This window comes from Salinivibrio kushneri, assembly GCF_027286325.1.
GTDB classification, from domain to species: Bacteria; Pseudomonadota; Gammaproteobacteria; order Enterobacterales; family Vibrionaceae; genus Salinivibrio; species Salinivibrio kushneri_A.
The window spans coordinates 1,927,941-1,951,376 of the sequence record NZ_CP114588.1 but is presented as its reverse complement, the minus strand read 5'-3'; the positions used below and the strand labels follow the sequence as shown (position 1 = coordinate 1,951,376).

Below are 23,436 nucleotides of genomic sequence, written 5' to 3'. Positions count from 1 at the left end.
GAATGCATGTTTGGGTTTGATACGTGGCCATGGCGGCACTGGGCGGCCGTGGCACCGAACGCGAAAGCTATTGATAGCGATATGCCGCTAACATGGCGTGAACTCAGTACGCTCGTGGATGGGCAGCAAGCTCGACTGGGTGAGGCGCCCATTGTAGTGCTCAACAGCGCCTTGTCGCAAAGGGAGCTGATTGTGGGGATGCTCGCGGCTTGGCAGGCGGGAAAAAAAACGCTGGTATTGAATCAAGCGTTAAGTGACGAGGTGCAAGCCACCGTGCTGAGTCAACTTGGCGTCTATCAATCTTTGCCTGACCGCTCGTGTGAGCCACGTGTCAATGTGCTGCCAACGATGAGCCATTGGCAACCCGATCAGCCTTTGACGTTAACCTTAACCTCGGGGTCAACGGGGAGTCCGAAGGTGATTGTTCACGCGGCTCATCAGCATCTCGCCAGTGCTGCCGGATTAACCCAAATGCTGCCGTTTTTGGGCTTGGCGGATAAGACGACATCTTTAGAAAATCGCATCGACAGTTGGCTTTTATCTTTACCACTGTTCCATATCTCGGGCTTAGCCATTGTATGGCGTTGGCTGTATAAAGGCGCTCAGCTGGCTATTTATCCATGCCGCGGGGAAAGGATGGCATCGGCGCTCACACATGTGAGCCACGCCTCTTTAGTGCCCACGCAGCTCTATCGCGTGTTACCCTCACTGAGAAAATGCCCAGATACATCCACCTTATCTCATGTGTTGCTTGGTGGCGCCGCGATTTCCAGTGCACTGACGGAGCAGGCAGAACTGCAAGGGATAAGCTGTTGGTGTGGGTATGGGATGACGGAAACGGCATCGACGGTCACCTTAAAGCGAGCCGATGGACAGGGTGACGTGGGCACTACCTTGCCTTATCGCGATCTGATAGTGGCGGATGACGGTGAGGTAATCCACCGAGGGGAGACGTTAGCCTTAGGGGTTTGGCAAGCGGGCGCATTGCAACCGCTTGATGCGGCCAAAGGACTGGCCTCGCGCGATTTAGCCAGCTGGTGTACAGACGTTCAGCCGCCGACGCTACGTATCATCGGGCGTAAGGATAATCAATTTATCTGCGGTGGGGAGAACGTTCAGCCCGAGGTGATTGAGGCACACTTGCAAAAGTGTGCCGAGATTCGTCAGGCGATGGTCGTTCCGGTTGATGATCGCGAATTCGGTGCGCGCCCGTTGGCGATTATCCAGAGTGGGTGCCATCTAAACGCTCAGCAGCTGGCTGACTATTGTCGGCACTTACCCGCTTATCAACGCCCAGTCGCATTTTTACCTTGGCCACCTTTGTCGCCCGAGGCGGGAATTAAACCGTCCCGAGCGCTATTAACCCAATGGGCGCAACGCCAAGCGATTGACTAAGGCCGGTCGGCGCGCAGGCGAATGACTTCATTGCGCATATGCTCTGAAGTCGCTTGCTCAGGCTCAACGGCTGGACCGGCGACGACGGTGACTTTAGACCAAAAACGCTTGGGCAGTTTTAACATGGCTTTCCCGCCATGACGGCTAAAATAGCTGCCCCAAAGGCCTTGTAACGCCATCGGCACCACAGGCACAGGTGAACGTTGCAAAATCATATCCATCCCGCGGCGGAATTGGTCGATTTCGCCGTCATAGCTGAGATGCCCTTCTGGGAAAATCAGTACCACTTCGCCATTATCAAGCGCCTTTTGAATCTCGTTCATGGCGGCCCGGATCGTGCGGCCTCGATGGCTAATGGGGATCACTTTTGAGGTACGGAAGAACCAATGTAGCACCGGTATTTTATACAAATCTTCAAACATCACAAAGCGGATAGGACGGTGACACGCGCCGGCTAACAAGAGCGCATCCATATAACTGACATGGTTACAAATCAGCAAGGCACCGCCTTTTTCAGGAATATGGTGTAAATCTTGGTGTTTTACCCGATACAGAGTGTGGGTGACCATCCAGGTAAAAAAGCGCAAGGCGAAAATCGGTACCAACTTGCTGACATAGATAGCCACCAATAAGTTGAGCACCGCCAGTACTAAGAAGAATTCCGCGATAGATAACTCCACCACGACCAAGAGTGTGATACCGAGTATCGCACTGACCACCATAAATAAGGCATTGAAGATATTGTTCGCGGCAATCACACGCGCACGCGCGGCTTTATCGGCGCGTTGTTGCATCAGACTGTACAGTGGCACGATGAAAATCCCACCACATACGCCAATCATCAATAGGTCGATAAACACCCAGGTCAGGGCTGGATCAGTGATAAAAGCAACCAGGTTGGTATGAAGTGTGGGGGCCGCCGGCGTGGCAAAAAACAAATGTAAGCCAAAACCGGTTAACCCTAAACTGCCCAAGGGGACAATGCCGGGCTCAATACGATGACCGGAAAGCTTATCGCAAAGCAATGCGCCCACAGCGATGCCGACAGAAAACAAGGTGAGCAGAAACGACACGCCAATTTCACCGCCACCGATCGAAGCGGTGAATTTGGGAAACTGGGTTAAATAGCTGGCCCCTAAAAACCAAAACCAGCTGATCCCGAGAATCGCTTGTAAGGTGACTTTGTCTTTACGCGCAAAGCGTAGGGTTTGCCGCATTAAAGCCACCGGCCGATAGCGTAAATTGAGCCCAGGGTTTCCTGCAGGCGCGGGGGGGATAGCATAGGCAGACATGACGCCAAGCAACGCAAAACTTAATACGGCTATCCCGGCGATCAGGCTTGAATCAGGGTGATGGGCTATAAAGCCGGCCAATAAGGTACCGAGCAGAATCGATAAGAAGGTGCCGGTTTCCACTAAGGCATTGCCTGAAACAAGCTCTTTGTCATTGAGCGTTTGTGGCAGTAATGCGTATTTCACCGGGCCAAAAAAAGCCGATTGGGTGCCCATCAAAAACAGTAAGCCGAGTAGCACATTCCAGGCGTGAAAATACAGTGCGAACGCGGCGCTTGACATAATAGCTACTTCTAACCATTTCACCCGCCGCATGATCAGCGCTTTGTCGTATTTGTCCGCAAGCTCGCCAGCAAAGGCAGAAAATAGGAAAAAAGGAAGAATAAACAGGCCAGCGGCGGCGTTGATAAACAGCGTGGCATCCATCGGCAGTTGATCGGCCGAGGCGAACGCAACCATGATCACCAACACATTCTTATAGACGTTATCGTTAAACGCGCCTAATGCCTGGGTAATGAAATAAGGCAAAAAACGTCGCTCGCGTAAAAGCTGAAACTGTTGGCTCATGTAGGCAGATCCATTTCGCGTTGCAGTAAGCGACTTATACTAGCAGCGAGCGAGGCGTGCGCAACCTTGAATGCGTTGCGCATCATTCAGTTAGTTGACAAAAAGGAGGACTAAGAAAACTTTTGCATGTTTTTAATCGACACTTGCTCATTGAGTGTCCAAAAATCATACAGTACACCAATTAAGAAAAAGCCACCGGTAAAGAGGTAAATAAAGCCAGTGATCCATTTACCCATGTACATACGGTGAATACCAAACACACCCAGAAAAGTCAGTAATAGCCAGGCAATAGTAAAATCTGTGGGGCCACTGCGAAAACGGAGATCGGCTTCTTTATCCATGGCGGGAATCAAGAACAAATCCACAATCCAGCCGACAAAGAACAGGCCTAAGGTGAAAAACCAGAGGGTACCAGTCACCGGTTTTCCATAGTAAAAACGGTGGGATCCGAGAAAACCAAAGATCCAGAGTAAGTAACCAACAAATTTACTGTGGGTATCATTCATGTCTTGGTCCTATTGCAGTGAAAAGAATACTAATGGCTTGGAGTGCAAGCGTGGCAAATGGTTCCTACTGACCCCAAAACAATGGTTTCTGGATGACGTTTGGTAACAATTATTCCCACTCTGCTAATTGACTTCACCACCAGAGACTCTAGCATGATAACGGTCTCAAACCACAGATGATGCGATGATGAAAAAACTACTCTCTGTTGCAGCCTTGATGGTTGTCTTTGTTGTAACAGCGCCTTATGCAGAAGCGAAACGCTTCGGCGGCGGCAAATCTTTTGGTAAAAGCTTTAAAACCGCGCCTGCGCCCAAAAATACCACCACTAATACCAATACCCTCAAACAGAACAGCCCGAAAACCAGCAAAAAAGGGCTCGCCGGTGGTTTACTCGGCGGTTTACTTGCCGGTGGTCTATTGGCCGCTTTCTTCGGTGGTGCGTTTGAGGGTATCCAATTTATGGATATCTTGATTTTAGGCCTGATCGCCTACTTTGCCATGAAGTTTCTCCGCGGGCTCACCCAAGCCAAAGCAGGGGCTCAGGCGCAAGGGCCGGCGTACGCGGGACAAAATAAAGGCTATTATCATGAGCAACCTCATGCATTCCGACAAAACGGCGCAGAAACAGGCGCGACGTCTGGTGGGTTTGGCGCTGCTAACAATGATGTGCCATTTAACTTCCCCCCGCAGTTCGATATGCAGAGTTTTTTGAGCGGTGCCCGTGAGCATTATCGGATTTTGCAAGGCGCATGGAACCATAACGAGCTGGATAAAATTCAAGAGTACGTGACGCCTGAACTGTATAACGACCTCGCCGCCGAGCGTGCACGACTGGATGGAGAGCAGCATACGGAAGTGATGTATGTCGATGCAGAAATTGTTCGTGCCGATTACGACAGCCGCACCGCCCAGCTGAGCCTGAAGTTCACCGGCCGTTATTGTGACCGTGTTGAAGGCGTGGAAGAGGACATTACCGATATTTGGCACCTAGAGCGTGACTTACGCCAGCCGAATGCGCCTTGGCTAATCGTGGGTATTCAAAGCTAATCCGTTGCTCTGAAAACAACCGGAGACTACCAAGCGCTGGCTAGGATTAGCCAGCGTTTTTTATGTTGCTGCTTCCAGATAAATAAGGTTATCGAGCGCTTGCTGATAGGTATTACCACACACGTCAGGGTCGGCGTCGAATGCAGCGCACACATCGGGGCGGGTGTCAGAGCCAAATAGCTTACATAGGTTGCGATCATCCAGCTGCACACAACGGGTGTCAGCGGGCTTACCGTTTGGCATTCCGGGGATCGGTGACGAAATGCTAGGCGCGATACAGCAAGCACCACACCCAAGGCGGCACGAAAATGGCGATGCAGTTGGCATACTCATAGCCTCCGTCAACGTGCAAAATCGAGCACTCTATCACTCACTTTTGCACTATCCAACCCACAAAAGGCCTGCTTGCACTTTAGGGCTATGATGGTTATAACAAGCGCGCAATGTCGTTGCCGTGAAAAGGCGGCAATAAAAAAGAGATTAAACATCATGAGCACGCCGTTTTGGCAACAAAAAACCTTAGCGCAAATGAGCGATGAGGAGTGGGAATCTTTATGTGACGGTTGTGGCCGTTGCTGCCTACACAAATTAATTGATGAAGAGACCGATGAGCTTTACTACACCAATGTCGCTTGTAGCTTGCTCGATGATAATACCTGCTCGTGCAAAGACTATCCCAACCGCTTCTCTTATGAAGAGTCATGTTTGAAGCTTACCCGCGATAAGATTGATGAGTTTTATTGGTTGCCAGAGACTTGTGCGTATCGCTTGTTGGCGGAGAATAAACCGCTGCCCGAGTGGCACCCTCTGATCACAGGATCAAAAGCGGAGATGCATAAAGCGGGGATCTCGGTAAAAGACAGCGTGGTGTACGAAATCGATGTGATTGATTGGGAAGATCATATCCAATTGACTCAGCAACCGCGATAACGCCAAAGCGTTGTCACCCCGTGGTCCAGACTAACCCATTGTTTAATTTCTGTTGTTGGGCATAATGATGGCCAACTCGACAGGAGGTGGAATGCAAAGGTACACGCGTCGTTCAAAAGCTGGCTGGGCCCTCGCGATTGCGCTTTGGGTACTGGCGGTGTGTGCCTTGCAAAATCAACTGAGTTGGCAATCAGGTGTGCAAGCCGCTTGCCAGGCGGTCAATATCGGTGACTCGGAGGGAGCAAAAAGCGCACTGGGTAAAAAATGTTCGCTTTCCGAGCAATTGATGCACCCTTCTGTGTTGGCGTTAGACTGGCTACCGTCACCGCTTTGGTGGCTGATTGTATTACTTGCAGTGATGGCGATGGTGAGCATATCGATTACCTTACCCACTCACGATCCACCAACCTATCGACGACGGCACCTTTGTTTTTGTGTGTTCCGAGAGTAAAGCGCTTGCTTTTCAAATGGCGTATTTATTCTAAACAAGGAACAGACTTATGAATCGACTTAAAAACTATTGGCACTTTGTTAAACACGGCGATGTTTGGCGAGGTTTTGCTTTACTGCCGCTTTTGTCTTTGTGCTTACTGCTACTTAGCCCTGCGGTACGAGCCAATGCCCCAGATACCGGTTGGCTCAGTAATCCAGACCATCCGCCCGTTGAGGCGCGCCTCGCATTAACTGGACAAGGTCATCCAGAGACTCAACACCTCGATGGGTTGCTCTCTATCCGGTTACAAGGCGATTGGAAAACGTATTGGCGCTCGCCAGGCGAGGGCGGGGTGGCGCCGGAACTTATCATCAACGACAGCCAAAACCTGGACGATATTACTTGGCATTGGCCGGCCCCTAGTCGCCATGAGCTACTTGGCCTGACCATGTTGGGCTACAAAGGGCAGGTGACTTTCCCGCTGACCTTTGAGGTTAATACGTGGCAACAGCCGGTGTCGCTAGATGCCACCTTGCGCTTGTCTTCGTGCACCAGTGTGTGCGTGATCACTGACTACCCCATCTCTCTCGACTTTACCCCCAACGCCCTCGAGGCCGATGGTGAGCGGATGTATCAGTTCAACCAAGCGATGAGCCAAGTGCCTAAGCCGCTACCCAGTGTACAGATTGAGTCCGCGGTGTGGGATACCAATCAGCAACAGCTCGCGGTCACCGTGATTGGAAACCAAGCGTGGCAGCAACCCGATATGCTGGTCGATGGTGATGCGGTTATCGATGATACCTTTGGTGTGCCGAGTATCCACCATGATGGCAATACCCTGACCGCAACGTTTGACGTGACCAATTGGATTGAAACGCCCAACCTTACGGATAAACCGATTCAAGTGACGGTCGTGGATAAGCAACTGCTAGCTGAGCACGCCACCACCGTGCAGGCGGGCAATGTGGTTTCGCAAGTGGGATTATCGATTTGGATGATTGGCGGTATTGCACTCTTGGGTGGCTTGATTCTTAACGTAATGCCCTGTGTGCTTCCCGTGCTTGGGCTCAAGCTCAACAGTATCGTGGCAAATCCAAGTGCCACACGTGGCGCTATTCGCGGCCAGTTTTTGGCCTCAGCGGTGGGGATCCTGGTGTCCTTTTGGGCGATTGCAGGCCTGTTAATGGCATTAAAGCTCACAGGGCAAGCCGTCGGTTGGGGGATCCAGTTTCAAAGCCCGATATTTATTGGGGTGATGACGCTGGTGATTTGGCTGTTCGCCTTGAGTTTGTTTGATGTGCTGCGCATTGATTTACCGCCCAGTTGGCAAACCTGGATGGCGACACGCGGCGGCCACACCACCAGCGGTCACTTTGTTCAAGGGGTGTTTGCGACCTTACTGGCCACGCCATGTTCAGCGCCTTTCCTGGGAACGGCAGTAGCCTATGCGCTGGGTGGGTCGTTGACCTCTTTGTGGTTGATCTTTACTGCTCTGGCGGTTGGCATGGCACTGCCGTGGCTGCTGGTCGCCGCTTTTCCTGGTCTGACGCGCGCATTGCCCAAACCAGGTCCGTGGATGAATCATGTCAAACGGCTATTTGCGTTATTGCTGGCCGGTACCACGGTGTGGTTATTCTGGTTGTGGATGCCATACCTTGGCGTTGCTGGCGCTATCGCAGTGGGCACGCTGCTGCTGGTTGCCAGTGTGTGGCTAACATATCGCACCCTTGGAAAACTGGCGGCGATTAAAGGCACGGCTGGGTTGCTAGTGGTCGTGGTGCTTGGGCTGATTGGTGCGTCATTGACCGCGCAGCGATGGGCAACGCCATTAAACTCGGAACCAAACTGGGTGAGCCTTGATGAGGCCGCGATCGATCAAGCGGTGGATCAGGGTAAATGGGTGTTTGTTGATGTGACGGCGGATTGGTGCATTACCTGCCATGCCAACAAAGTGGGTGTGATTTTACAATCCCCCGTGTATGACGCTATCACCGCACCGAATGTGGTGGCAATGCAAGGTGATTGGACGCGCCCGAGCGATACCGTGACGCAGTATTTGCAAAAGCACCAGCGTTATGGGGTACCGTTCAACATTGTTTATGGCCCCGGTGCGCCTGAAGGGATCGCCTTACCGGTTATTTTGACTGATAAAGCGGTGATGGCGGCGATTGAGCAGGCGAAAACACCATGACAGCCAAGCAAATGAAACGGTCGTGGCGTAAACGGGTCAAACGCGGTGCGCGTGATTTCTGCTGGCTCATCGTGTTTGTGCTGATATCTAGCACCGCGATGGATTGGTGGCGCAGCCGCGACATCGATACCAGTCAGATGCCGGTCGAGTCGGTGCGTTTGCTCGATGGTCGCCAACAGGACTTGGTTGCCATGTCGCAGCAAAAGCCAGTGCTTGTCTATGTATGGGCAAGTTGGTGCGGTGTATGCCGTTTTGTGACACCCTCGGTAGATTGGTTAAGCGGCCATGCGCAAGTCGTCTCGATCGCGTTACGCTCAGGCTCAGATAAACATATTGCTGGATACCTTGCGCATCATGACTATGAGTTTCCCGTGGTGAATGATCAACATGGAAACCTCTCTGATGCGTTTTCAGTGAAAGTGACGCCCACCGTGATGGTGGTCGAGCAAGGAAAAATCACTTCAATAACAACAGGCTTCACGACACCGCTTGGCCTATGGTTAAGGCTGGTGTTATGACTTTATATTTATCAAAAGGAAACCCAATGTCCTTATCTCGCTATATCGCCCCTTTTTGGGCTCTACTGCTTCTGGCTCTTCCTGTCAGTGCGAATACGTTGTCGGATACTGAGCAAGCGCAACTGGACGAAATTGTTAGCTTGTTGGAAGAGAACCCCAAACTGATTGCCAACCTCAACCAGAGTTTGCAAAAGTTTGTTGAACAACAAAAAACGTTAAAGGAAAACCTTGCTGCACGCCGTGATTGGTTTGAATCGGACACCCACAGTTGGATTGGTGCTGAGAACCCTGAAGTCACAGTGGTGAACTTTATGGACTACAACTGCCCATACTGTAAAAAGCTGGAAGAAGAGTTACAGAAATTGGTCGCCGCGCATGATGATGTCAAGGTGATCAATATTGCCGTACCACTCAAACAGCAGAGCATCGAATCACTCGGCACCAATTCAGCGGTGTATGCGATGAATGTGTGGCTGGAAAAACCTGAGGCCTTTGCGCAGGTTCATCAATTATTGATGAACAAACGCGGTATGCATGATGCCCGCTCATTAGAGAAAATTGCCAAGAAAACCGACACAGAGGCGTTGCTAGAAGGCAAAGAGGTGACCGGGAAAGCGGTTGCAGAAAACTATCGCGCCTTTGTTGAGCTGGGGCTCAGAGGCACTCCAGCGATGATCATTGGCGAGCAGGTCGCACCTGGCTATTTGCCGTACCCACAGCTAGAAGCCATGGTTGACGCGGCAAGAGCCGACGGCTAACGCCACCGGTGTCGCTAACGATATGAAAGCCAGTCATTTTTTTGACTGGCTTTTTTGTTAGCTGCGCTTTGGCGAAAAAGCTGGCAAAATAGCGCGCCTTAATCGCAAAGGTATGGCATGAGTCAAACACATCAATCACCACCACGTATCGTCTTGGGCCCGATGGAAGGGGTACTCGACCCGTTAATGCGCAAGTTGCTCACCGAGATTAATCACTACAGCCTCTGTGTCACCGAGTTTGTGCGCGTGGTCGACCAACGCTTGCCAGAAAAAGTCTTTCATCGCTTTTGTCCGGAGCTAGCGCAAGGGGGCTTCACCACCGCGGGCACGCCGGTCCGGGTGCAGCTTTTAGGACAAGACCCCCACGCGATGGCGGGTAACGCGGTGCGTGCCATCGAACTGGGCTCGCAAGGAATTGATATTAATTTTGGCTGCCCATCGAAAACCGTCAACGGTAACCGTGGTGGGGCTGCGCTGCTTAAAACCCCAGAGCATATGTTTGATGTGGTCAAAGCCGTGAGAGATGCGGTTGATCCGGCTTATACGGTCAGTGCCAAGATTCGCCTCGGATTTAACGATCTTGATGACTATATGTGTATTGCCCAAGCGGTGGCCGATGCGGGGGCAGATGAGCTGGTGGTACATGGGCGCACCAAGCGCGATGGTTACAAAGCGGGGACCATTCGTTGGGATTTAATTGCCGATATCAACCAACAAGTGGCTATTCCAGTGACGGCCAATGGCGATATTTGGCACCGTGACGATGCACTTCGCTGCCAAGCCATTACCGGTTGTGACACCCTAATGGTTTGCCGTGGGGCGTTAAACATGCCTAACCTCGGTCAGCATATCCGTGATGATGCCGCACCGATGCCTTGGCCTGCCGTACTAGCATTGTTAGTTCGCTATGCCGAGCAAGAGCGCCAAGGGGATAAGGCACAGTATTTCCCCAACCGCATCAAACAATGGTTTAAGTATTTGCGTCAGTATTACCCGCAAGCAGATGCGTGTTTCAAAGCGATTCGTGTATTGAATCGCGCTGATGAAATCGTTCGCGAGCTGGATAAAGCACGTCAACAAACAGAATTCATGACACAGGAAAGCTTATGTCAACACTAGTAACACTCTCTGAGCACTGGGAGGGGATGCCTGCCAGTTTTATTGAAGGTGCCCTCCTGGCCGCAAATATATGCCCGGCTCCTTTAGACCCTGATACCTGGCTGTCGGTGCTAGTGACTGCAGGAATCGAAGAGGACGGGGAGGTCGTTAGCCTCAATCAAGACGATAAGCAGACAGTACTGGCACATCTTGAGCAGCAATATCACGCCCTTATGCGTAATGATTATGTATTGCCGGATAGCTTAATGCTGTCGATGCGTGGCGAACTCGCGCAAGCTTTCGCCGAAGGTTTTTTAGCTGTCTGGCCTTATGTCGAGCCGCATTGGCACGAGGTAACGCTCAATGATGGCAGTCGTCGAATGCTTTCTGCCTTGGTGACCAGCATGTTGCTGCTGCACGATGAAGCTGGGACTTTAGCTCAAATGAAAGAGGTCGGCATTGATGTTGAGCCCGGGCAATACATTGAGCAACTGGATTTAATGATCCAAGAAGTGGCGAAAGCGGCGGATGAAGCACAACAAGGCACGCATGGTGCGCACCAGGTCAACCCATTTAAATCGATAGGCCGAAATGATCCTTGCCCATGTGGCAGTGGCGCAAAATTTAAAAAATGTTGTGGGCGTTAATTAGATGAAGCAGTCAAAACAATCCTCTTCCCTTCGTGTTGTCGCCGGTGTTGCGACCCAAGGCCATCAAGTATTGGTGGCACAACGCCAACCGGATACGCAGTTTATTAGTTGGTGGGAGTTCCCTGGGGGCAAAGTCGAGCAAGGCGAGAGCGACCAGCAAGCACTCGCGCGAGAATGGCGAGAAGAATTTGGGGTTGATATCCAAGTTGGCGCCCCGATTTTGGAAACCGAATTCGATTACGGCGACAAAGTGATCGTACTTTGCAGCTTTTGGTGTGACATTATTGATGGAACGTTAGCACTGAACCAGCATCAGGCTCTGTACTGGAGTGAGCCTCGTCGCCTCGATGCTGGAGTGTTCAGTGCCGCGGATCGCCCGTTGATTGAAACATTGCGTCATCACTTTGACACTGAGTCGGCCTGCACAGGCGCCGAGAAAGCCGACGCCATGATTCAAGCGTCGTTATGAAAAAATGCGGCGTGGGGGGCGGCCAATAAACTGGGCAATGACCACTAACACCCAGACAAACAACATGGCTGAAAAGATACCAACCAGCCATTGTGGCATTGACCATCCCAGCCACTGCCATACCACTTTGCTGCAATCACCGTAGGCTTCAAAGACGGATGGCACCCATTGGTTGAGCGGCGCCCAAGAAGGGAAGTTTACCGCCACATCACAGGTGGCACCGAACAGTTGGTTAGGGTCTGGGAATTGGTAGCTCACGTGCTCTAACGAGAGCTTTAGCGCCCACCCAGCTGTGATGCCATAGCCAAGCAAGCCGAGAGTACGCCAAAAAGGGTCGTTGGGCGCGATCAATCCAAGTAAAGCAGCGACGCCAATACCCAATAACGCGACGCGTTCATAAATACACATAACACAAGGTTCAAGTCCTTGATAGTGTTGAAAATAAAGTGCTGTGGCTTCTAGCCCGACAACACATAGAAGCAACAACAGCCAGGACGCTCGGCTGCGAGAAAACTGGTTTAAGGCGCGCCACATAACTCACTCCTGATAAAAAACAAGGCCCTATATTGAGAGCCTTGCTATTCAATCGTTTGTTGAGACTAAGGTCAATGGTAGAAGTGCGTTAGTGAGCGCTAGGTATGGCTTGCTGAGTCATATGTATGGCTTCGGAAATCCAACCTTGGTGCAGCATCCACTCGGTGGCAGGTACCAAGAAAAACTCAATGCCAATCACACCCAATACGCCCATCACAATGGTGTATGGCAACGCCATGTACACCATGCGACCGTATGAAAGACGCAGTAGTGGCGCCAGCGTTGAGGTCAGCAAGAATAAGAAAGCAGCTTGGCCGTTAGGCGTGGCCACAGAGGGCAAGTTAGTCCCTGTATTGATTGCTACAGCCAACATATCAAATTGCTCGCGGCCAATCACGCCATTGAGCAGGGCGGTTTTTACCTCGTTGATATACACGGTACCGACAAATACATTGTCTGACACCATAGAAAGCAGGCCATTGGCGATATAAAACATGGTCAGTTGCAGGTGGCCTTCCAGCGACAGCACCATATCGATGACAGGCGCAAACAAGTGTTGGTCAATGATCACTGCCACCACAGAGAAAAAGACCGCCAATAGCGCGGTGAACGGTAGCGCTTCCTCAAAGGCTTTGCCGATATGGTGCTCATCGACGACGCCCGTAAAAGCAGTGGCAAGAATGATAATGCTTAAACCAATAAGGCCCACAGCGGCTAAATGCAAGGCGAGAGCGGTGATCAGCCACACCGCAATCAGTGCTTGTACCACCAACTTGGCGATATCCTGAGGCGTACGTTTTGCCCGCTGTGCTTTATCATATTCCACCAAGATTTTTAATACATTGTGAGGCAGGTGTGCGCCATAACCGAACCAAGCAAACTTCTCGACCAGAGCACAGGTCAGTAAGCCTGCGAAGAAAACCGGCAGTGTGACGGGGGCCATTCGGAGAATAAATTCACCGAAATGCCAGCTGGCTTGGTCGGCAATGATCAAGTTTTGTGGTTCGCCAACCATGGTCATCACGCCCCCGAGGGCGGTGCCCACGCCAGCATGCATTAGTAGGCTGCGCAAAAACGCTCGATAGTTTTCCAAATCGTTGCGGCTCAGCTCGTCGCTTAAGCTTTCATCTGAAGTATGATCATGGTTAGCGCCGAACTCTTTTCCGGACGCCACGCGGTGGTAAATGGAGTAAAAGCCTACCGCGACACTGATCACCACCGCAATCACGGTTAAGGCATCCAAAAAGGCAGAGAGTGCCGCTGCCGCGCCACAAAAGGCCAATGACAAGGCGATTTTCGAGCGGATGCCCAATAGGATTTTGGTGAAAATAAACAGCAGTAGCTGTTTCATAAAATAGATCCCCGCCACCATAAAGACAAGGAGTAGCAGAACCTCAACGTTGGCAACTAATTCGTGTTTGACTTGCGCGGGACTGGTCATGCCAATGGCGACCGCCTCAATCGCCAGCAAACCTCCGGGTTGCAGCGGGTAGCATTTCAGAGCCATCGCGAGGGTGAAAATAAACTCAACCACCAGTAGCCAGCCAGCGATAAAAGGGTCGATCGCGAAAACAATTGGGTTAAGGATCAAAAAGCCAACAATGGCTAATTTGTACCAATCAGGTGCTTTGCCGAGAAAGTTCTTAAGAAACGCAGTTCTGAGTGTCATGGTCTTCGCCATAGTGAAAGTCTCATTGTTATCTATGCCTACCTAGCGCGCGGATGGGCGAGTAACGTGCACCGACACAAACGCACAATCAGCAAGTGAGTGCATGGGCACAGTAAGAGGGTGACAGATATCAGTGACGATGGGTTATCGGGACGCATGGTTTAATCACAATACGTAGATGGATAGCTTCGTCACGCATAAGTGTGCGCTAGTTTGCCTTAGACATATTTTGTTACATCTTGTGTGGATCAGTTTTGCGATTTATGCCCAGTTTTTCATTGATCTGGTACAAAAAGATAGCAGATGTCACGCGATATCCCGTGATCTCACTCAGCGGTTTCTGCTGGTGGCGTCTAGTGGTATGATGAGTTATTAATCAGAGTAAGAAGCAAATTGGAATTTATATTCAATGGTTATAAAGGCGGATAGCCCAGCAACATTTGCTGAAAAATATATAATTGAAAGTATTTGGAATAATCACTTTCCTAAAGGATCCATTTTACCTGCAGAGCGTGAGCTGTCTGAGCTGATTGGCGTCACTCGCACCACCTTACGTGAAGTGTTGCAGCGCTTGGCGCGCGATGGCTGGTTAACCATTCAACATGGTAAACCAACACGCGTGAATGATTATATGCGTACGTCAGGGCTGAGTATTCTTGATACCCTGGTCACCCTAGAGGGGCAAGATGTTCATGGTGTGCTTGAGGACCTACTCGCGGCGCGCACCGACATCAGTGGCGTGTATATGCGTTATGCGGCGAAAAACCGCCCTGACGATTGCTTGAACCTTATCGATCATGTGATTAAGCGCTGTGAGCAAGTGCTCGAATGCGAGAGCTTTGAGCAATTCTTGGAGCTTATTGATGAACAAAATGAAGTCTTAAAAGACGTTAAGAAGATTCAAGACAAATACGGCAAGCAAGATCCAGCCTTGTGCGAGCGCATTTGTATGGGACGCGCGTTTAATCACTTTGACTATCGTTTGTTCCAAGGAATGGCGCACTTTTCTGGCAACAAGGTGTATGTGTTAACCATTAATGGCATGCGTCAGATTTACTCGCGTGTGGGCGGATATTACTTTATGGACCGCCGCGCCTGTGAAAATGCATTAAGCTTTTACAATGACTTACGTGATATGATAGCCAATAATCAGCACCCAATGATTGGCGATCGAGTCAAACAATACGGACGTGAGTGCGGTGGCTTGTGGTTTAGTAACCGTGAAACGATTGCGGCACACATGGCAGAAGAGGAAGCCTAACACGGTCCAATGAGTGAAACCGAAACCATGTGTATCAAGAAAAGCCGCCATGCTGATGATCATGGCGGCTTTTTTATTAACGGCTCGTCAAGGTTAGTGACTGCCCATTAAGATATCAGGATCAAACTGTGGCCGCTTGGGACAGCTACTCAGTATTTTTCCTCGCCCTTCACTGGTTTCTTCTTCGAGGATCACTTCAAACCCCCACAGCCGATGGACGTGCTTGAGCACTTCTTCATAAGATTTGGCGAGCGGGATCCGATTATGAGGCACGTAGCGAAGCGTGAGTGAGCGGTTGCCACGTAAATCGACATCGAACACTTGAATATTCGGTTCGCGGTTACTGAGATTATACTGCGCGGAGAGATCTTCACGTAATTGGCGATAACCTTGTTCATTATGAATACTGGTCACTTCAATGTAGCTTTGCCGATCATCGTCATTGACGGCGAAAAACTTCATATCCCGCATCACTTTGGGCGATAGAAACTGGCTGATAAAGCTCTCATCTTTAAAGTTTGCCATGGCAAAATGCACGGTTTCTAACCAGTCTTTTCCCGCGATATCGGGGAACCAGTATTTATCTTCTTCTGTGGGGGTTTCACACATTCGGCGAATGTCCTGAAACATGGCAAACCCGAGCGCGTAAGGGTTAATGCCGGAATAGAACTGGCTGTTGTAAGGCGGTTGTGCCACCACATTGGTGTGGCTATGTAAAAACTCCATAATGAAGCTGTCAGTGACCAAGCCCTCGTCATACAGATGATTGAGTATGGTGTAGTGCCAAAATGTCGCCCAACCTTCGTTCATCACCTGAGTTTGCTTTTGCGGGTAAAAGTACTGGCTGACTTTACGCACTATCCGCACGATTTCTCGCTGCCATGGCTCAAGCAGTGGAGAGTGCTTTTCAAAAAAGTACAACAGATTCTCTTGTGGCTCGGCAGGGAAGCGGCGTTTTTCTTCTTCTTGCTCTTTTTGGCCACTTGGGATGGTACGCCAGAGTTCATTGACTTGCGTCTGCAGGTAGTCCTCTCGTGCCTTTTGACGCGCTTTTTCTTCAGCAAGAGAGATCTTTTGCGGCCGCTTATAGCGATCGACCCCATAGTTCATCAGCGCATGGCAGGAGTCGATCAGGTTTTCTACTTCTGCCAGGCCGTACTTTTCTTCACATTCACTGATGTAATTTTTTGCAAAAAGCAGGTAATCAATAATGGAGCCTGCGTCTGTCCAAGTTTGAAACAGGTAATTGCCTTTGAAAAAGGAATTGTGGCCATAACAGGCATGTGCCATCACCAGCGCTTGCATGGTGATGGTGTTTTCTTCCATCAAATAAGAAATACACGGATTGGAGTTAATCACTATCTCGTAAGCAAGCCCCATGTACCCGTGTTTGTAGTTGCGTTCGGTCTCGATAAACTTTTTACCAAACGACCAATGGTTGTAATTGATGGGCATCCCGACGCTTGAGTAAGCATCCATCATTTGCTCAGCGGCAATGATTTCGATTTGGTTTGGATAAGTATCCAGCTTGTAGTGTTCAGCGACACGTTTGATTTCCTTGTGATACTGCTCGAGCAGGTCAAAGGTCCAATCGGGTCCATCATGAAGTGGAGTGTTACGTTTACCTTTGGTGACAGCCATACCATGTCTCCCTGATAAAATACGTCGATGCCGGTATGGCGTCAGGCTTCGACCTGACGCTTAAACAATTCGCGGAACACGGGGAAAATTTCCTCCGCTGAGCGAATGTTTTGCATTGCAAAGTTGTCATGGCTTTGCGCCAACGCCTCATATTCACGCCACAGTGTTTGATGCGCGCGGCGGGTGATTTCGATATAGGCGTAATAACGGCTGACCGGCAACAGGGTGTTTTGCAGTAGTTCTCGGCAACCGGGTGAGTCATCGGCCCAATTGTCGCCATCCGAGGCTTGTGCCGCATAGACGTTCCATTCTGTCGGGTCATACCTATCTTTGATGATTTCATCCATAAGCCGCAGGGCGCTGGATACAATCGTGCCGCCCGTCTCCTGTGAGTAAAAAAACTCGTGCTCATCGACTTCTTTCGCCTGCGTGTGATGGCGAATAAAGACTACCTCCACGTTTTTATAAGTGCGTGTAAGGAAAAGATAAAGCAGGATATAAAACCGTTTGGCGATATCTTTAGTCGCTTGGTCCATCGAACCAGACACATCCATCAAGCAAAACATCACGGCTTGGCTACTTGGCTGTGGCCGCTTTTCGTAGTTTTTATACCGTAAGTCAAAGGTATCGATGAACGGAACCGCGGCGATTTTGCGCTTCAATACCGTGATTTCTTCTTCGAGTCGTTTCACTTCAAGTGGTTGTGCAGGCTCGGCCTCGCGCACGCGCTCAAGCGCTTCTTCAAGCTCTGCCAGTTCTCGGCGTTTGCCGGCTGACATCGCCGTGCGTCGTGCCAGTGAGTTTTGCAGTGAACGTACAATGGCAATATTCGAGGGCACCCCATTTGAGGTATATCCTGCGCGATGCGTTTTGTACTCCACCATTTTATTCATTTGGTTTTTCTTCAGGTTCGGAAGCTCAAGATCTTCGAACAAGAGATCCAAATACTCGTCTTTTGATATTTGAAAGACGAATTCATCTTGGCCTTCGCCATCAGGACTGGCTTGTCCTTCTCCGGCACCGCCGCCGCCTTCGCCACCGGGGGGACGAGCGATACGATCCCCTGGGCTGAATTGATCATTACCAGGGTGGACAGCATCACGCTGTCCCCCTTTACCTTGGTGGAAAGTCGGTTCACGAATGTCACGAGAAGGGATAGAAATATCCTCTCCACTTTCAACATCTGTGATCGAGCGGTTGTTGACGGCGTCAGCAATGGACTCTTTAATTTGCCGTTTGTGTCGGCGTAAAAAGCGCTGTCGATTGACAGTGCTTTTATTTTTGCCATTGAGACGACGATCAATAAAATGCGCCATATCTCTCTCCCGTCATCTGCGTCAGCCCAAGGGCTACGATGATTTACGCACGCGCAAATACCACTCTGCGAGCAAGCGAACTTGCTTGCGGGTATAGCCTTTTTCCATCATACGAGCGACAAAATCGTCGTGTTTCTTCTGCTCTTCGCTCGAGGTTTTGGTATTGAAGGAAATCACTGGAAGTAAATCTTCGGTATTGGAGAACATCTTCTTCTCAATGACGGTTTTCAGTTTCTCATAGCTGGTCCATGCTGGGTTTTTACCCTCATTGTTGGCGCGTGCGCGGAGGACAAAGTTGACGATTTCGTTACGGAAATCTTTCGGGTTACTGATGCCCGCCGGTTTCTCGATTTTTTCCAATTCAGCATTGAGTGCTGAGCGGTCAAACAACTGGCCAGTATCTGGATCGCGGAATTCTTGATCTTGGATCCAGAAGTCAGCATAGGTGACGTAACGGTCAAAAATGTTTTGCCCGTATTCGGAGTACGACTCGAGGTAAGCGGTTTGGATCTCTTTACCGATAAACTCGATGTATTTGGGAATCAAGTAGCCTTTAAGGTGCTCAAGATAGCGTTCAGCGACTTCTTGCGGGAACTGCTCTCGCTCAATCTGTTGCTCTAGCACGTAGAACAAATGCACAGGGTTGGCAGCAACTTCCGCATGGTCGAAGTTAAACACCCGTGACAAGATTTTGAACGCGAAACGGGTCGATAGCCCATCCATACCCTCATCAACACCAGCAAAATCACGGTACTCTTGGTAGGACTTCGCTTTAGGATCCGTATCTTTCAACGTCTCACCATCATACACGCGCATTTTTGAATAAATGCTCGAGTTTTCAGGATCTTTTAGCCGTGAAAGCACAGAGAAGCGCGCCAATATATCCAGTGTGCTGGGTGAGCAAGGCGCATGGCGTAGCTCACTGGAAGATAGCAGCTTATTGTAGATTCGAATTTCGTCTGACACGCGCAAGCAATAGGGCACTTTGACGATATAGACACGGTCGAGGAAGGCTTCGTTGTTTTTGTTGTTGCGGAACGATTGCCACTCGGACTCGTTTGAGTGTGCGAGAATGATGCCATCAAACGGCAGTGCTGACAGGCCTTCTGTGCCGTTATAGTTGCCTTCTTGGGTGGCGGTTAATAACGGGTGGAGCACCTTTATCGGCGCCTTGAACATTTCGACGAACTCCATCATCCCTTGGTTGGCGCGACACAGCGCACCAGAGTAGGAGTAGGCATCGGGGTCATCTTGTGAATAGTGTTCAAGCTGGCGGATGTCAACTTTACCCACCAGTGACGAGATGTCTTGGTTGTTCTCATCCCCGGGTTCAGTTTTGGCCACACCGACTTGGTTGAGAATGGACGGACGCAATTTAACCACTTTAAATTGGCTAATATCGCCACCAAACTCTTTTAAGCGTTTCGCGGCCCAAGGTGACATAATATGACGGATATAACGGTGTGGGATATCATACTCTTTCTCGAGCAGATGGCCGTCTTCCTCGGCATCAAATAAACAGAACGGATGGTCGTTGACCGGGCTGCGCTCACCGTTAGCCGTCAGAACATAGATAGGCATTTGTTGCATCAAGCTTTTTAGTTTCTCGGCTAAGGATGATTTACCCCCACCAACAGGCCCGAGCAAATAGAGAATTTGTTTGCGCTCTTCCAAGCCTTGCGCTGCGTGCTTGAGATACGAGACGATTTGCTCAATCGAGTCTTCCATGCCATAAAAGTCTTCGAAGGTTTTGTAGCGGGAAATCACTCGGTTGGAGAAGATACGACTGAGCCGCGGGTCAAGCGATGTATCAATTTTTTCTGGCTCGCCAATGGCCATCAGCAAACGCTCTGCTGCATTGGCATACGCGCCGCGATCCTCTCGGCACAGATCCAAGAATTCTTGAAGGCTCATTTCCTCGTCTTTCGCTTCTTCGTAACGCTGACGATAGTGATCGAAAATAGTCATGGTCCTGCCCCCTAAATCGTCTAATAACTCAAAAAGAAAAGGTGCAAAATTGGCTGAATGGTCCCTTTCCTTTTTATAAGGTTAGACCTGATTTGCCGATTTTGCGTGAAAGAATTGTTTGTTTTTTCGATAATTTTTGTTACCGGATCCGTATACTTGTTTTGTCAAGATATTGACAGCTGCGGTTCAAGCTAGTGAGGTATGCTAAAGGCGATAATTTCACCAGTTAGGGCGACTAGGCTGACGTTTGCCAGCCGTCAAACAAGAAGGGAATAGATGATGAATATAGCGAGAGGAACGGCTTGGGTCGCGTGCGCCCTGATGCTAACTGCCGGCAGTGCTTACGCTGAGACGCGTGTTTCTGCTGGCGTGATAGGCGCATTTTCGCCTCAGGTCTACAAAGACACGGATACCGACCCGCTTGTGGTCCCAACGGTGAACGTTGATACCGATCACTTTTATTTTCGCGGGCTGACGGCCGGTGCGAGGCTGGCCCCGAAAGATTCAACACACAATCTCGTTTTATCAGCGACCTATGATCCGCGCCGTTTTGACCCCGCCGATACCGATGATCCGCAACTAAGCCTGCTCGACAAACGTGACACGTCAATTGTGGCGGCATTAGCTTATCAGTACCACTCGCCGATAGGTCGTTTTCAGGTGCTGGCTGGGGAAGGCGTCACGCATGACAGAGACGGAGTGTATGGCGAGGCTAGTTGGAAATACGCGTTCAATCATCCTCGGTGGGGGGTGTCACCGGAAGTGGGCTACTCCTATAACAGCCATGAGCTCAATCAGCACTTGTACGGGATCAGCGAAGACGAAGCGGCACGGTCGGGGTTACCCGCTTATGAGCCAGGATCGGCTGGCCATTATTTTATAGGTGCGAGTGGTTATTTTATGCTGACCGAGCGTATTCAGCTACTGGGTGGCGTGCGCTACACCAATTTGGATGACGATATTGCCGATAGCCCAATGGTGGATCAATCCACCGCCGCCTCGGGCTACTTGGGGATTAACTATATTTTTATGTAGTTTTGTTACCCATTAAACAGGCCGCTTGGGTGTAAAGCGGCCTGGAATAGACGCTTAGCTTGACTGGCGCTCATCCATTAACTGGGTTGCTAACGTGTAGCTTTGGCCTGGCTGGACAACTTGTGTGGGCTGTTCAATGGCCGCTTCGACACAGACAAACTTAAGGTACCCGTTATCATCCATATCTGCCATCTGAATAGATGCTGCTTGGCCTGGGTTCCAGATGACGGTGCTGGTTGCACCTTGGTTATTGACCTTGAGACGACGATTTCCCACCGGATCGGTCACAGTGAGGGTGTTGTTAGCTCCCGTATAAATCCTATCAACCGGCTCCTCGAAGGTCACTTTTCCCGTCGCTGGCACGGCGTTGCCTGCCGCAAAGTTATCAAGGTACTGACAACCGAGTCCTTCCACGTTAGCTTGTTCGCTATCTTCTACCGCAAGGTAACTGTGCAAGGCACCACCCATGGTCCAAGGGTGGTGGTCTGTATTGGTCACGGTTAGGGCGATGTCGGCGTGATGAGTGAGCGTAAAGGTCACCGTCGCGTGAAAACAATGTGGCCATAGTGCTCGCGAGGCGTCTGAGTCGGATAATTGCAGTTGAATGGTGACGCCTTTAGCTGTTTCTTCAATGTTCGCTAACTGCCACATTTGACGACGAGCAAAGCCATGAGAAGGTTGCCCGGTGTGACCAAACCATGGCCAGCAAATGGGGACACCACCTCGTAAGGGGGTGTTGGCATCATAGATAGCGTTATCACTCATCCAAGTCAGTGACTTTTCACCCGCAGGAGCAAACGTGATGAGGTGTCCACCGAATAGGCTAATAGTGGCTGAACACGCAGGGTGAGTAACACGAAGAATCGGAACGGACTGGCGATAGCACAGATCGACAGATGCAGAAAGTTGACGCTCAACATGCAGAGTGGGAGAAGTCATAGCCTGATCCTCTTGGGTAAGTGTTCCTTAATCAGTTATCGAAGACAAGTTCACAGAAAGCGTGGTCCCGAGTCGTGGACCTGATAAACAAAAGGCGGCCAATGGCCGCCTTTACGTTGGATAGGGTTACATGCGCATTACTTAGCGATGTGTGCAACCAGATCCAATACTTTGTTTGAGTAGCCGATTTCGTTGTCGTACCAAGAAACCACTTTCACGAAGTTGTCAGTCAGTGCGATACCTGCTTTGGCATCAAATACTGATGTTTGTACTTCGCCGATGAAGTCTTGAGAAACCACGGCATCTTCGGTGTAACCTAGAACACCTTTCAGCTCACCTTCAGACGCTTCTTTCATCGCCGCACAGATCTGGTCGTAAGACGCTGCTTTATCAAGGTTTACAGTCAGGTCAACAACAGAAACGTTAGCAGTTGGCACGCGGAACGCCATACCAGTCAGTTTGCCGTCTAGTACAGGCAATACTTTACCAACGGCTTTCGCTGCGCCAGTTGAAGATGGGATGATGTTCTGAGAAGCACCACGGCCGCCGCGCCAGTCTTTTGCAGACGGACCATCAACGGTTTTTTGAGTCGCAGTGGTGGCGTGAACTGTGGTCATCAGGCCAGATACGATACCGAACTTGTCGTTCAGTACTTTCGCGACAGGTGCTAGGCAGTTAGTGGTGCAAGAAGCGTTAGAAACGATGTCTTGACCCGCGTAGTCGTTGTGGTTAACACCCATAACGAACATTGGCGTTGCGTCTTTAGATGGACCAGTTAGAACAACTTTCTTCGCACCCGCTTGGATGTGTTGACGCGCGGTTTCGTCAGTTAGGAAGATACCGGTTGCTTCAGCAACAACGTCAACACCCACTTCATCCCACTTAAGGTCTGCTGGGTTGCGCTCTGCAGTGACGCGTACGGTTTTACCGTTAACGATAAGGTTGCCACCTTCTACTTCAACTGTGCCGTTGAAGCGACCGTGGGTTGAATCGTACTTGAGCATGTAAGCCATGTACTCAACGTCGATAAGATCGTTGATTGCTACCACGTCGATGTCGTTACGCTCGACAGATGCACGGAATACGAAACGGCCGATACGGCCAAAACCGTTAATACCTACTTTGATAGTCATTATGTTGCTCCACAACTTAATTTCTAGTGAGATGAAACTGGTAGTAAAATTACAGAATAGGACCCCGCCATGCAAGGGTAATCGC

The 23,436-nt window shown here is 50.3% G+C and carries 22 protein-coding genes; 12 read left to right on the top strand and 10 right to left on the bottom strand.

Translation table 11 applies throughout. The features are described 5' to 3' along the window. The first annotated feature begins 6 nt into the window (after positions 1-6). The gene (locus N8M53_RS09185) at positions 7-1,395 is read left to right on the top strand and encodes an AMP-binding protein (RefSeq protein ID WP_269578555.1); all 1,389 of its coding nucleotides are present in this window, start codon (positions 7-9) and stop codon (positions 1,393-1,395) included. Here the strand turns inward: N8M53_RS09185 and N8M53_RS09180 are convergent. After that, the gene (locus N8M53_RS09180; RefSeq protein WP_269578554.1) at positions 1,392-3,254 is read right to left on the bottom strand and encodes an MFS transporter; all 1,863 of its coding nucleotides are present in this window, start codon (positions 3,252-3,254) and stop codon (positions 1,392-1,394) included. The genes N8M53_RS09185 and N8M53_RS09180 overlap by 4 nt on opposite strands. 110 nt (positions 3,255-3,364) lie before the next feature. Then, positions 3,365-3,760: an NINE protein gene (locus N8M53_RS09175; RefSeq protein WP_069362040.1), complete on the bottom strand. Its 396-nt coding sequence runs from the start codon at positions 3,758-3,760 to the stop codon at positions 3,365-3,367. 187 nt (positions 3,761-3,947) lie between these two features. Between N8M53_RS09175 and N8M53_RS09170 the strand changes: the two genes are divergently transcribed. Continuing rightward, complete coding sequence (locus N8M53_RS09170) at positions 3,948-4,808, top strand: Tim44 domain-containing protein (RefSeq protein ID WP_269580021.1); 861 nt, start codon at positions 3,948-3,950, stop codon at positions 4,806-4,808. A 60-nt stretch (positions 4,809-4,868) separates the two neighbouring features. Here the strand turns inward: N8M53_RS09170 and N8M53_RS09165 are convergent, their stop codons facing one another. Next, positions 4,869-5,135, bottom strand: coding sequence for a YkgJ family cysteine cluster protein (locus N8M53_RS09165; protein WP_269578553.1), 267 nt, complete (start codon positions 5,133-5,135; stop codon positions 4,869-4,871). Positions 5,136-5,297: 162 nt separating this feature from the next. Between N8M53_RS09165 and N8M53_RS09160 the strand changes: the two genes are divergently transcribed. From N8M53_RS09160 to N8M53_RS09125, 8 genes are all read left to right on the top strand, one after another. Beyond that, complete coding sequence (locus N8M53_RS09160; RefSeq protein ID WP_269578552.1) at positions 5,298-5,738, top strand: YcgN family cysteine cluster protein; 441 nt, start codon at positions 5,298-5,300, stop codon at positions 5,736-5,738. A gap of 91 nt (positions 5,739-5,829) precedes the next feature. After that, positions 5,830-6,189 (top strand): hypothetical protein, encoded by a 360-nt coding sequence (locus N8M53_RS09155; protein WP_269578551.1) that lies wholly within the window; start codon positions 5,830-5,832, stop codon positions 6,187-6,189. Between the two features lie 49 nt (positions 6,190-6,238). Continuing rightward, positions 6,239-8,362 (top strand): protein-disulfide reductase DsbD family protein, encoded by a 2,124-nt coding sequence (locus tag N8M53_RS09150; protein WP_269578550.1) that lies wholly within the window; start codon positions 6,239-6,241, stop codon positions 8,360-8,362. Further along, complete coding sequence (locus tag N8M53_RS09145) at positions 8,359-8,880, top strand: protein disulfide oxidoreductase (RefSeq protein ID WP_269578549.1); 522 nt, start codon at positions 8,359-8,361, stop codon at positions 8,878-8,880. The genes N8M53_RS09150 and N8M53_RS09145 overlap by 4 nt, the downstream gene beginning before the upstream one ends. Positions 8,881-8,906: 26 nt before the next feature. Then, positions 8,907-9,638, top strand: a complete 732-nt coding sequence (locus N8M53_RS09140; RefSeq protein WP_269578548.1) for a DsbA family protein — start codon at positions 8,907-8,909, stop codon at positions 9,636-9,638. Between the two features lie 117 nt (positions 9,639-9,755). Further along, complete coding sequence (gene dusC, locus N8M53_RS09135) at positions 9,756-10,757, top strand: tRNA dihydrouridine(16) synthase DusC (protein ID WP_269578547.1); 1,002 nt, start codon at positions 9,756-9,758, stop codon at positions 10,755-10,757. Next, positions 10,745-11,383 (top strand): YecA family protein, encoded by a 639-nt coding sequence (locus N8M53_RS09130; protein ID WP_269578546.1) that lies wholly within the window; start codon positions 10,745-10,747, stop codon positions 11,381-11,383. Before dusC ends, N8M53_RS09130 begins: the two co-directional genes overlap by 13 nt. A gap of 4 nt (positions 11,384-11,387) precedes the next feature. Next, positions 11,388-11,855 (top strand): (deoxy)nucleoside triphosphate pyrophosphohydrolase, encoded by a 468-nt coding sequence (locus N8M53_RS09125; protein WP_269578545.1) that lies wholly within the window; start codon positions 11,388-11,390, stop codon positions 11,853-11,855. On the opposite strand, the gene dsbB is transcribed toward N8M53_RS09125, so the two are convergent. Both dsbB and nhaB read right to left on the bottom strand, forming a co-directional pair. Then, positions 11,850-12,389, bottom strand: coding sequence for a disulfide bond formation protein DsbB (gene dsbB, locus N8M53_RS09120; RefSeq protein WP_269578544.1), 540 nt, complete (start codon positions 12,387-12,389; stop codon positions 11,850-11,852). The two genes, N8M53_RS09125 and dsbB, sit on opposite strands and share 6 nt — an antisense overlap. Before the next feature lie 88 nt (positions 12,390-12,477). Further along, on the bottom strand, positions 12,478-14,058 hold the full coding sequence (gene nhaB / locus N8M53_RS09115; RefSeq protein WP_269578543.1) for a Na(+)/H(+) antiporter NhaB: 1,581 nt from the start codon (positions 14,056-14,058) through the stop codon (positions 12,478-12,480). A 409-nt stretch (positions 14,059-14,467) separates the two neighbouring features. Here nhaB and fadR point away from each other — a divergent pair, with 409 nt between their 5' ends. After that, positions 14,468-15,319: a fatty acid metabolism transcriptional regulator FadR gene (fadR, locus tag N8M53_RS09110; protein ID WP_269578542.1), complete on the top strand. Its 852-nt coding sequence runs from the start codon at positions 14,468-14,470 to the stop codon at positions 15,317-15,319. A 93-nt stretch (positions 15,320-15,412) separates the two neighbouring features. Here the strand turns inward: fadR and N8M53_RS09105 are convergent, their stop codons facing one another. Genes N8M53_RS09105 through N8M53_RS09095 form a run of 3 tightly spaced genes read right to left on the bottom strand, consistent with a single transcriptional unit; the run spans position 15,413 to position 20,244 of the window. Continuing rightward, complete coding sequence (locus tag N8M53_RS09105; RefSeq protein WP_269578541.1) at positions 15,413-16,960, bottom strand: SpoVR family protein; 1,548 nt, start codon at positions 16,958-16,960, stop codon at positions 15,413-15,415. Positions 16,961-17,001: 41 nt separating this feature from the next. Continuing rightward, positions 17,002-18,276, bottom strand: coding sequence for a YeaH/YhbH family protein (locus tag N8M53_RS09100; protein ID WP_269578540.1), 1,275 nt, complete (start codon positions 18,274-18,276; stop codon positions 17,002-17,004). Positions 18,277-18,309: 33 nt separating this feature from the next. Continuing rightward, on the bottom strand, positions 18,310-20,244 hold the full coding sequence (locus tag N8M53_RS09095) for a PrkA family serine protein kinase (protein ID WP_269578539.1): 1,935 nt from the start codon (positions 20,242-20,244) through the stop codon (positions 18,310-18,312). A 276-nt stretch (positions 20,245-20,520) separates the two neighbouring features. Here N8M53_RS09095 and N8M53_RS09090 point away from each other — a divergent pair, with 276 nt between their 5' ends. Then, the gene (locus N8M53_RS09090; protein WP_269578538.1) at positions 20,521-21,279 is read left to right on the top strand and encodes a MipA/OmpV family protein; all 759 of its coding nucleotides are present in this window, start codon (positions 20,521-20,523) and stop codon (positions 21,277-21,279) included. Positions 21,280-21,333: 54 nt separating this feature from the next. Here the strand turns inward: N8M53_RS09090 and N8M53_RS09085 are convergent, their stop codons facing one another. Together N8M53_RS09085 and gap are read right to left on the bottom strand one after the other, a co-directional pair. After that, entirely contained in the window at positions 21,334-22,218 is an 885-nt protein-coding gene (locus N8M53_RS09085; protein WP_269578537.1) for a D-hexose-6-phosphate mutarotase, read from the bottom strand. Positions 22,219-22,355: 137 nt separating this feature from the next. Then, positions 22,356-23,351 (bottom strand): type I glyceraldehyde-3-phosphate dehydrogenase, encoded by a 996-nt coding sequence (gap, locus tag N8M53_RS09080; protein WP_046075288.1) that lies wholly within the window; start codon positions 23,349-23,351, stop codon positions 22,356-22,358. Positions 23,352-23,436 lie beyond the last annotated feature (85 nt).

Bases quoted from the DNA above. Each gene is read 5' to 3' on its own strand.
- N8M53_RS09165 (WP_269578553.1), bottom strand. From the start codon at position 5,135: ATGCCAACTGCATCGCCATTTTCGTGCCGCCTTGGGTGTGGTGCTTGC.
- N8M53_RS09100 (WP_269578540.1), bottom strand. From the start codon at position 18,276: ATGGCGCATTTTATTGATCGTCGTCTCAATGGCAAAAATAAAAGCACT.
- N8M53_RS09160 (WP_269578552.1), top strand. From the start codon at position 5,298: ATGAGCACGCCGTTTTGGCAACAAAAAACCTTAGCGCAAATGAGCGAT.
- gap (WP_046075288.1), bottom strand. From the start codon at position 23,351: ATGACTATCAAAGTAGGTATTAACGGTTTTGGCCGTATCGGCCGTTTC.
- nhaB (WP_269578543.1), bottom strand. From the start codon at position 14,058: ATGACACTCAGAACTGCGTTTCTTAAGAACTTTCTCGGCAAAGCACCT.
- N8M53_RS09180 (WP_269578554.1), bottom strand. From the start codon at position 3,254: ATGAGCCAACAGTTTCAGCTTTTACGCGAGCGACGTTTTTTGCCTTAT.
- N8M53_RS09185 (WP_269578555.1), top strand. From the start codon at position 7: ATGTTTGGGTTTGATACGTGGCCATGGCGGCACTGGGCGGCCGTGGCA.
- fadR (WP_269578542.1), top strand. From the start codon at position 14,468: ATGGTTATAAAGGCGGATAGCCCAGCAACATTTGCTGAAAAATATATA.
- N8M53_RS09125 (WP_269578545.1), top strand. From the start codon at position 11,388: ATGAAGCAGTCAAAACAATCCTCTTCCCTTCGTGTTGTCGCCGGTGTT.
- N8M53_RS09155 (WP_269578551.1), top strand. From the start codon at position 5,830: ATGCAAAGGTACACGCGTCGTTCAAAAGCTGGCTGGGCCCTCGCGATT.
- N8M53_RS09095 (WP_269578539.1), bottom strand. From the start codon at position 20,244: ATGACTATTTTCGATCACTATCGTCAGCGTTACGAAGAAGCGAAAGAC.
- N8M53_RS09140 (WP_269578548.1), top strand. From the start codon at position 8,907: ATGTCCTTATCTCGCTATATCGCCCCTTTTTGGGCTCTACTGCTTCTG.
- N8M53_RS09085 (WP_269578537.1), bottom strand. From the start codon at position 22,218: ATGACTTCTCCCACTCTGCATGTTGAGCGTCAACTTTCTGCATCTGTC.
- N8M53_RS09145 (WP_269578549.1), top strand. From the start codon at position 8,359: ATGACAGCCAAGCAAATGAAACGGTCGTGGCGTAAACGGGTCAAACGC.
- N8M53_RS09150 (WP_269578550.1), top strand. From the start codon at position 6,239: ATGAATCGACTTAAAAACTATTGGCACTTTGTTAAACACGGCGATGTT.
- N8M53_RS09170 (WP_269580021.1), top strand. From the start codon at position 3,948: ATGAAAAAACTACTCTCTGTTGCAGCCTTGATGGTTGTCTTTGTTGTA.
- dsbB (WP_269578544.1), bottom strand. From the start codon at position 12,389: ATGTGGCGCGCCTTAAACCAGTTTTCTCGCAGCCGAGCGTCCTGGCTG.
- N8M53_RS09090 (WP_269578538.1), top strand. From the start codon at position 20,521: ATGATGAATATAGCGAGAGGAACGGCTTGGGTCGCGTGCGCCCTGATG.
- N8M53_RS09130 (WP_269578546.1), top strand. From the start codon at position 10,745: ATGTCAACACTAGTAACACTCTCTGAGCACTGGGAGGGGATGCCTGCC.
- N8M53_RS09175 (WP_069362040.1), bottom strand. From the start codon at position 3,760: ATGAATGATACCCACAGTAAATTTGTTGGTTACTTACTCTGGATCTTT.
- N8M53_RS09105 (WP_269578541.1), bottom strand. From the start codon at position 16,960: ATGGCTGTCACCAAAGGTAAACGTAACACTCCACTTCATGATGGACCC.
- dusC (WP_269578547.1), top strand. From the start codon at position 9,756: ATGAGTCAAACACATCAATCACCACCACGTATCGTCTTGGGCCCGATG.